Genomic DNA, 7751 nt, shown 5'->3' on the forward strand with positions numbered 1-7751 from the left:
GCAAAACTAAAAAGGAGTGAATCAATCACTCCTTTTTCAATATCAATCGGGCTTAGTAAGACTAGATGTTGACTATCTTTGAGCTCCGAGAAGCTAAAGTTGCATCGTTACGATAAGGCACAACGTAAGAATTGCCTTCTTCAGGATGAACGATTTGGTAGTACTGAGGTAGGTTAAAGTTAATCAACTTAGACGACATCTTCGACTCATCTTTTACCGATGTGTAGAAAGAATTCACGCTCGCGATCATCTCATCTTTTTCACCGCTGTACTGGTGGTAGACCTCAACTTGGTTCGACTCGTCCAATACATAAATATTGAAGCCTTTGTCGGTATCTTCGAAAAAGAACTGAATCAAGCCCTCACTCGCAAAACCATCCACCACTTCTGGTAGCTGATACTCTTGCTCTTTATCGAGCATCAGTAAAGGTGAGCCTTTGAGCTTATTGGTTGAGATGCTACGGTAGAAATCGACCGAGTTTTCCAACATCTGTACCGACACACCACGACGTTCGAAGAACAGACCAAACATCTTATTAGCTAAACGAATAGCCTTAAAGCGGCGGCGCTTCTCGGGTTCAATCGGTTTCAATCGTAAATCGATACACTCAGCAAGCAGTTGATACACCATGTTACGCATCACACCACGCAGGTTTTTGCTGTAACAGAACACATCAACCGATTCTGGCGGTAAAGCATCTTGGTGCATTTTACCAAGTACCGTCTTCAGCGCATCCAGCATTGCCGTATCACCTTGGAAATGCAGCGTACGTACTTCATGCCAAGAGTTACGATAAACTAAGTCGACACTGCCGACTAAGCTCTTACCTTCCTCACCAAAGCTGAAGATATCGGCGTTCTTGAGGTCCACTTTTAATGCACGACCACTTAATTCAGACGTCGGGTCATTTTCAAAGTTGATGAACATCGCTAGCTGGCTTATCTCACACGGGCTCGCCAGTGCTTGCATACTTGGGCGACGCTTACGCAAAGAAAACGTATTACGCAGGTCGCTCACCATTTGATAGAACTTATCGATATCGATGTGAGCGTCACGTACCACAGAGTGCAAACGTGTCGACTCGGTAATCAAGCCATTAAAAAACGACCATGCTACCAACTTACTCAAGTACTCATGGTGCTCTAGAGAAGGCTGACCAAGAATGCGGTGTGCAACCAGTGGCTGCTTATACAAGTACCAACCTGCTTTATTCGACTGACCCTGACGAACTTCGATGAAGCTCAAGTCGGGTTCATGCAGATCCGGAGAGATTTGTGGGTTCAGCAGTGTCACTTTACCTGGCAATACCTCAAACGCAGCGTAAAGCTTACGTGCCAAGATGCTGATATCTTGTGGGCTGATTGCCGAAGTGATGTCGTTACGACGCGCAAATTGAATCAGATTACGGTAGCTCAGCATCAAGGCATCAAGCAGTGCATGGTGCACCACTTTAACCTGCTCAACCTTCCAGTTACGGCGGTTATCGAGCTCAGCAATGGTTTCATGTCCCCAATTCCAAGACTTAGTCATCTCAGTCAAGGCTTCACGACGCCACGCAACAGAACCAATGCCCGCATCTCGTGACAGCTTCTCGTGGGTCTTAAGATAAAAACAGCGTCTTACCAAGTCCAATCGAGTGTGGTCGTTAATGCGTTCTAGATAGCGCGTTACCTTTTCAAGCATCAGATAGTAACTATCCATGCCATACAGATCCGGTTCATCCGCGAAGAAGCGACGCTTGGTATCAATACTCAGCAGTTGGGTGTTTGGGTATTCCCATGAATAGGCTTCTAACAGGATCGCCTTCAAAACCGATTTATACGGTGAGTCGATACTCTTATAGAGCTGCCACAGGTTTGAACCAAAGTACTCTTCAGCGGGAATGCGATTCAGCTTGCCGAAATCGATCCACTGCGAGCAATCAAGATAGCCATCCTGACACAAACCTTGAACATACTCGTCGTAACACTCTTCCATTTCTGGCGGAATGATTTGCCACAACAAACGCTGACCAGCCAAACGAACCGCAGAGCGATAAAACTCATCAAGCAATAATAAGTGCTGTGAAGAACCACAGTTATCGCCGGTCATCTCTTCTGAATGGTTCGAACGGAAACGCTCTTCATCCATCAAGAAGAAGTTCGCTTCTACTCCCAAGGTTTCAGCCCAATCGGTAATCAAGAGACACTTGTTGGTTAGGCTATCGCGAGAGGCGCCATCCATATCCGGGGAAACACACACCCAGATATCAAGATCACTTGAAGTGCTTTGACCAATAGAAGAAGTACTACCCATGGTGTACAAGCCAAGGATTGCTGGTTCATCCGTCTCGGTGAGTTTGCCACCCAGCGTTAATTCGGTATCAGAGACAAATTGCTTTTGGAATTCATTAAGCGTGAAGCTACGAATTCCAAAAGGAACTTGTTGGTCATAATAACCAGGCATCATCGGGTGATTGAAGTGAAGCAGTGCGGGAATAAGGTTGAATACTCGCTGGCCTTGCACATTCATCAACGCCAACGCACGATCAATGCGCTGCTGATTTAGATTGTCTAATCGTTGAATCAAAGTTTGAGTGTAAGCCTGCAAGGTAAGTCCTTGGTTTGAGGTTAAGTGCAGTTCTGTTTAGTTACTGAACGAAAGGAGCAACAAAACGTGATCAATTTAACACTTTTACCCTTAATGGTAAAGCAAAGGAACCCGTCATACTGGTCAATTCCTTGATGACAGAAAGTTAAACTCACGGCGCCGTAGTGTCCTCTTTATTGACTATTTCTAATAATAGCCCATGTTTCAAATGAGATACTAATCACACTATTTTGGTGAACTCATGAAAATCTCTCAGCTATCAAAGTATGGAATGATCAAACAGTAAGAATTCTCGCCTCATAATGGTAGGATTAGGCTATTACAGAACCTATATCGGAAACACCATGACAAATTCAGCACCAATCCGTATCGCGACCAGAAAAAGCCCTCTTGCCCTTTGGCAGGCATACTTTGTAAGGGATGCACTGCAAGCTGCTCACCCTGGTTTAGAGGTTGAGTTGGTAACTATGGTGACCAAAGGTGACATCATCCTAGACACTCCGCTTGCTAAAGTGGGTGGTAAAGGACTGTTCGTTAAAGAACTTGAAGTAGCCATGCTAGAAGGTCGTGCTGACCTAGCGGTTCACTCAATGAAAGATGTACCTGTCGACTTCCCTGAAGGTCTAGGTCTGGTAACAATTTGTGAGCGCGAAGATCCGCGTGACGCTTTCGTATCAAACACTTACAACAACATCGACGAACTCCCACAAGGTGCTGTCGTGGGTACGTGCAGTCTGCGTCGCCAATGCCAACTGTTAGAATACCGCCCAGATCTGATCATCAAAGAGCTGCGCGGCAACGTTGGTACTCGTCTAGGTAAACTCGATGATGGTCAATACGATGCGATCGTACTGGCTGCTGCAGGTCTTAAACGTCTAGAGCTAGAAGAGCGTATTCGTAGCTTCATCGAACCAGAGCAGTCTCTCCCTGCTGTTGGCCAAGGCGCTGTTGGTATTGAGTGTCGCCTTGATGACGAGCGTCTGATTAAACTCCTTGAACCACTGAATCATAAAGACACGGCTGATCGTGTACTGTGCGAACGTGCAATGAACCTTACCCTAGAAGGTGGCTGTCAGGTTCCTATCGGCAGCTACTCATTATTAGATGGCGAAAACATCTGGCTACGTGCATTAGTTGGTGAACCGGACGGTTCTAAGATGGTTCGTGGTGAGATCTCTGGCCCTCGCAAAGATGCAGAAGCACTTGGCGTGACTCTGGCAAATCAATTGCTGGATGATGGCGCGAGAGAAATCTTAACCAAGCTCTACGTTGACCAAGAATAATCATGACAGTGTTGGTGACTCGTCCCGGTTCAGAGGGACAATCGCTTTGCCAACAACTAGCGGATGAAGGGGTTCAAGCAATCCATCATCCGCTGATTCGTATCGTGGATAATCCCAACTCTGCGGATTTAAGCACCCAGCTTAATAACAGCGATATCATTATTGCAGTCAGTCACCACGCCGTGGCGGCTGCCCAAAGCATCCTTTCAAAAACCTCATCCATTTGGCCTACTTCGCCGCTTTATCTTGGCGTTGGTCAAAAAACTGCGCACGTTTTAAGCAAAGTCTGTAAACAAAAAGTAAACTATCCTCAAGTTAGTGATAGTGAACATCTTCTTAAACTTACTGAACTTAATGGCGTAGAAAATAAGTCCATTTTGATACTACGTGGCAATGGTGGGCGTGAGCTCATTAGGGATTCTCTACTCAATCGAGGTGCACAAGTCTCTTATTGTGAGACCTACCGTAGAGAATATATTCCTATTAGCGACCACAATACCTATCAAACATGGATAAACAAAAAAACGTCCAAAGTTGTCATCACTAGTCAGGAACAATTGGAGTATCTCTGCTCAATTACCCCTGATGAGTATTTGGCTTGGCTTTCAACAAGACATCTATTTGTCCCAAGCCAGCGCATTGTAGAACGAGCACAACAACTCGGCTTCTCGAATGTGACCAATACTCACAGTGCTACGAACCAAATATTACTGGCTGCTCTCCGGCCCTAGCTAGAAACAGGAAATAAGCATGACAAGCAAAAAAAATAATGAGCATATTGAACCTGAAAAGAAACAAGATACTCAGCCAGTAGTTGTTGAAAACGAAAAAGCTGACTCTACAGAGACAAAACAACCTGAACAGAAGCTTGATGCCTCTGCTTCAAATACCGCTAAAAATGAGCAGCCTCAAGCTGAGCATAAAGAGCAAATAGAGAAAGCAGAAAAGCAAGGTAAGCGCGGTGTCAAACTAGGCGCTATTGCGATCGCTATTTCAATTATCTTCAGTGGCGGTATCGCATTTCAAATGCAGCAAAAGAGCGCTGAATACTCGGCTCAAATAGCCGCTCTTCAAGCACAACTTCAAAATACCCAATCTGCGGTAAATAAAGACCTAAAAACCATCAAGCAAGAGACTATCCAAGAAGCCTCACACGCGGTGGAGAAAACTCAGGTCGTGCAATCTCAACAGCAGAAGAGCATTCAAAGCCTGCAGTTAGCAGTGGCTGACGTGAAAGGTCGCCGCCCGAATGACTGGTTACTTGCCGAAGCCGATTACCTTGTGAAACTAGCAGGACGTAAACTGTTCCTCGAGCATGATGCCGTTAGCGCAACCAAGTTAATGGAAAGCGCCGATCAACGTATCGCAGCACTGAATGACCCGAGCTTAGTGTCACTGCGTCAATCAATGACCAATGACATTACCAAGCTTCGCACTATTCCTCTGATCGACCGTGACGGCTTAGTTCTGCGTATCACAAGCTTGCAACAGCAAGTCGATACACTGCCGCTTGCCAATGCGATTCTTCCGGAAGCTGCGGTTGTTGAGAAAAAAGCGGTATCGCAAGATATTAATGATTGGCAGAACAACCTGATGACGTCGATGAAAGACTTCTCAGAAAACTTCATTACCTTCCGTAGTCGTGATGGCGAAGTTATCCCTCTACTCTCTCCTGAACAACACTTCTACCTGCGTGAAAACATCAAAGGTAAATTAGAAACCGCGATTCGCGCCGTCTACAAAGAACAAGGTGAACTCTATAGCGCAGCTCTTAATACCGCTAGCGAGTGGTCGAAAGCGTATCTAAACCAAGATAACAACTCAGTGATTGAATTTGAGAAAGCGATTAAACAGCTAAGTGAACAGAACATCTCTGTGAAATACCCTGTAAAGCTTGAATCTCAAAATGAGTTGTCAGATGTGATACGTGAGCGCCTACGTCGTGAAGTCACCGTTATGACCACGGAGGAAAAATAATGATTCGTTGGATTTTTCTTTTTCTCGTTCTAGGTGCTGGGTTAATTGTTGGTACTCAGTTCTCTGGTCAACAAGGCTACGTTCTGATCTCAATTGCGAATAAGACTATTGAGATGAGCGTGACAACACTGGTTATCTTTGTCATTGCTCTTCTAGCGGCTCTATTCGGCTTAGAGTACCTATTTAAAAAGCTTATTTACGCAAGCTCGACAACTTGGAACTGGTTCAGTGTTCGTAAGCTGAAACGTTCTCGTCGTTATACCAATGAAGGCATTATCAAGCTACTTGAAGGTGACTGGAAAGGCGCTGAGAAGAAAGTAACTCGTTGGGCTAACCATCACGACATGCCTCTACTTTGTTATTTAGTCGCTTCTCAAGCGGCACACGAACAAGGTAATACAAGTGAGCGAGATAAGTACATCGAGCTTGCTAGCCAACAGGACGACTCTCTACTAGCGGTTGAGCTAACTAAAGCTAAACAGCAAATCAGCGAGTCAAACTACGAAGCTGCATTCGATACACTTTCGACCCTAAAAGGCACATACCCTAATAACACTGCTGTACTTGGCCTGTTAAAAGCCACTTACTTGCAACTGAAGTTATGGCAGCCATTGCTAGAGTTAACTCCTAAATTAGTTAAGAACAAACTTCTAACAGCTGATGAGCAACGTGAATTAGAACAGAAAGCACAATGTGGGCTACTTCATGATGTGGCACAACAGCAAGGTAGCGAAGGTTTAATCAGCCATTGGAACAAGCTTTCAAGAAAACAGAAACAAAGTTCGCACCTTGTATCCTGCTTTGTGAAGCAACTTATCGCTCGCAAAGCTGACTCAGAAGCGTTCACAGTGATCAAAGAGAACATTGCGAAGAGTGGTTCAAATGAGCTCTACATGTTGCTTCCAGAGTTGAATCTAGCCGATCACCACCCAGTAGTGGTCATGCTAGAACGTGCAATCAGTAAAGACAGTGGTAATGCCGAAGCACACAGCGCTCTGGCTCAGTTCTACTTAAGAGAGCAGAAGTGGGCGGAAGCACAAAGCCACTTCGAAAAAGCCCTAGCACTTCGCTCAAATGTTTCAGATTACGGATATCTATCTGACGCCCTAGAGAAGCAAAACTTAACAAAAGCAGCTCACGAGGTTTCTCGTAAAGCGCTCGCTCTAGTTCAACCCGCTTAACTCTAAGCGACTCAAACTAAGCCGATGTCTAGCATCGGCTTTTTTGTATCTGCTATTTAACCCTAGATAACTTCTACAATAGCTATAAACCAAGCTCATCAAACACTTACCTGCCCAATACCAACTAACCATGAAATTGCTCAACTGGGCTTCTCAAACACACGGAGAACGACTTTAGTTGTGTCTGTACGTAGTTTTACCATTCTTATAAACAAGTCCTTATAAGAGGTTCGAGAGGAGTCATAGAGAAAAGTGATACCTTGAAGTTCAAGAACAAATGGAGATCAGCTTGAGAGAAGGCGCTTAAAGATATTTACCCGCCGACAGATGCCCACTTAAAGTCACGTTGAATTAACAATTAAATAGCCATCAACGTTCCAACTATAAACCGTTATAACCGGGGAGTTCACGTAACTGCCTGTAGATTAATCTATTAAGTAGAGGGAGATAGCAAGAGTTACCGACCAACAAAACCTTGTTATTAGAAACGAGGCATCTTTATCAGCCAGTTCAAATTAGTAGGAGATAGAGCTCTCAAGACGCTCAGGAAAAGTTAATCAACGAACCAATAGCCACAAGTATAAACTTACGTAATCAAGCGCTGCTAGAGAGAGCAGAGCTTAATAATAAGTGTCGGAATATCAGAGCTCGTGATCAACGTAAAGCGCCTCTACAAACTCTGAGACGAATAATAAGACTCATACCAATCCGGAAAATTAA

Annotated in this window: 5 protein-coding genes; 4 read left to right on the forward strand and 1 reads right to left on the reverse strand. The window is 44.7% G+C overall.

Features of this window, described 5'->3' with window-relative positions; all coding sequences use genetic code 11:
- Nucleotides 1-61: 61 nt before the first annotated feature.
- On the reverse strand, nt 62-2590 hold the full coding sequence (locus AB4486_RS17270; RefSeq protein ID WP_017066755.1) for a class I adenylate cyclase: 2529 nt from the start codon (nt 2588-2590) through the stop codon (nt 62-64).
- A gap of 344 nt (nt 2591-2934) precedes the next feature.
- Here AB4486_RS17270 and hemC point away from each other — a divergent pair, with 344 nt between their 5' ends.
- From hemC to AB4486_RS17290, 4 genes are read left to right on the forward strand one after another with little or no spacing between them, the layout of a single operon-like run.
- On the forward strand, nt 2935-3873 hold the full coding sequence (gene hemC, locus AB4486_RS17275; protein ID WP_017061008.1) for a hydroxymethylbilane synthase: 939 nt from the start codon (nt 2935-2937) through the stop codon (nt 3871-3873).
- A gap of 2 nt (nt 3874-3875) precedes the next feature.
- On the forward strand, nt 3876-4604 hold the full coding sequence (locus AB4486_RS17280; RefSeq protein ID WP_017061007.1) for a uroporphyrinogen-III synthase: 729 nt from the start codon (nt 3876-3878) through the stop codon (nt 4602-4604).
- Nucleotides 4605-4623: 19 nt separating this feature from the next.
- On the forward strand, nt 4624-5850 hold the full coding sequence (locus AB4486_RS17285) for a uroporphyrinogen-III C-methyltransferase (protein ID WP_372117886.1): 1227 nt from the start codon (nt 4624-4626) through the stop codon (nt 5848-5850).
- Nucleotides 5850-7031 (forward strand): heme biosynthesis protein HemY, encoded by a 1182-nt coding sequence (locus AB4486_RS17290; protein WP_372117888.1) that lies wholly within the window; start codon nt 5850-5852, stop codon nt 7029-7031. The genes AB4486_RS17285 and AB4486_RS17290 overlap by 1 nt, the downstream gene beginning before the upstream one ends.
- Nucleotides 7032-7751 lie beyond the last annotated feature (720 nt).

Origin of the sequence: Vibrio sp. 10N.222.55.C6 (assembly GCF_041473395.1) — a bacterium.
Classification (GTDB): Bacteria; Pseudomonadota; Gammaproteobacteria; order Enterobacterales; family Vibrionaceae; genus Vibrio; species Vibrio crassostreae_C.

What these genes read in the sequence shown, in the direction of transcription:
- hemC (WP_017061008.1), top strand. Translation starts at nt 2,935, where the DNA reads ATGACAAATTCAGCACCAATCCGTATCGCGACCAGAAAAAGCCCTCTT.
- AB4486_RS17280 (WP_017061007.1), top strand. Translation starts at nt 3,876, where the DNA reads ATGACAGTGTTGGTGACTCGTCCCGGTTCAGAGGGACAATCGCTTTGC.
- AB4486_RS17285 (WP_372117886.1), top strand. Translation starts at nt 4,624, where the DNA reads ATGACAAGCAAAAAAAATAATGAGCATATTGAACCTGAAAAGAAACAA.
- AB4486_RS17290 (WP_372117888.1), top strand. Translation starts at nt 5,850, where the DNA reads ATGATTCGTTGGATTTTTCTTTTTCTCGTTCTAGGTGCTGGGTTAATT.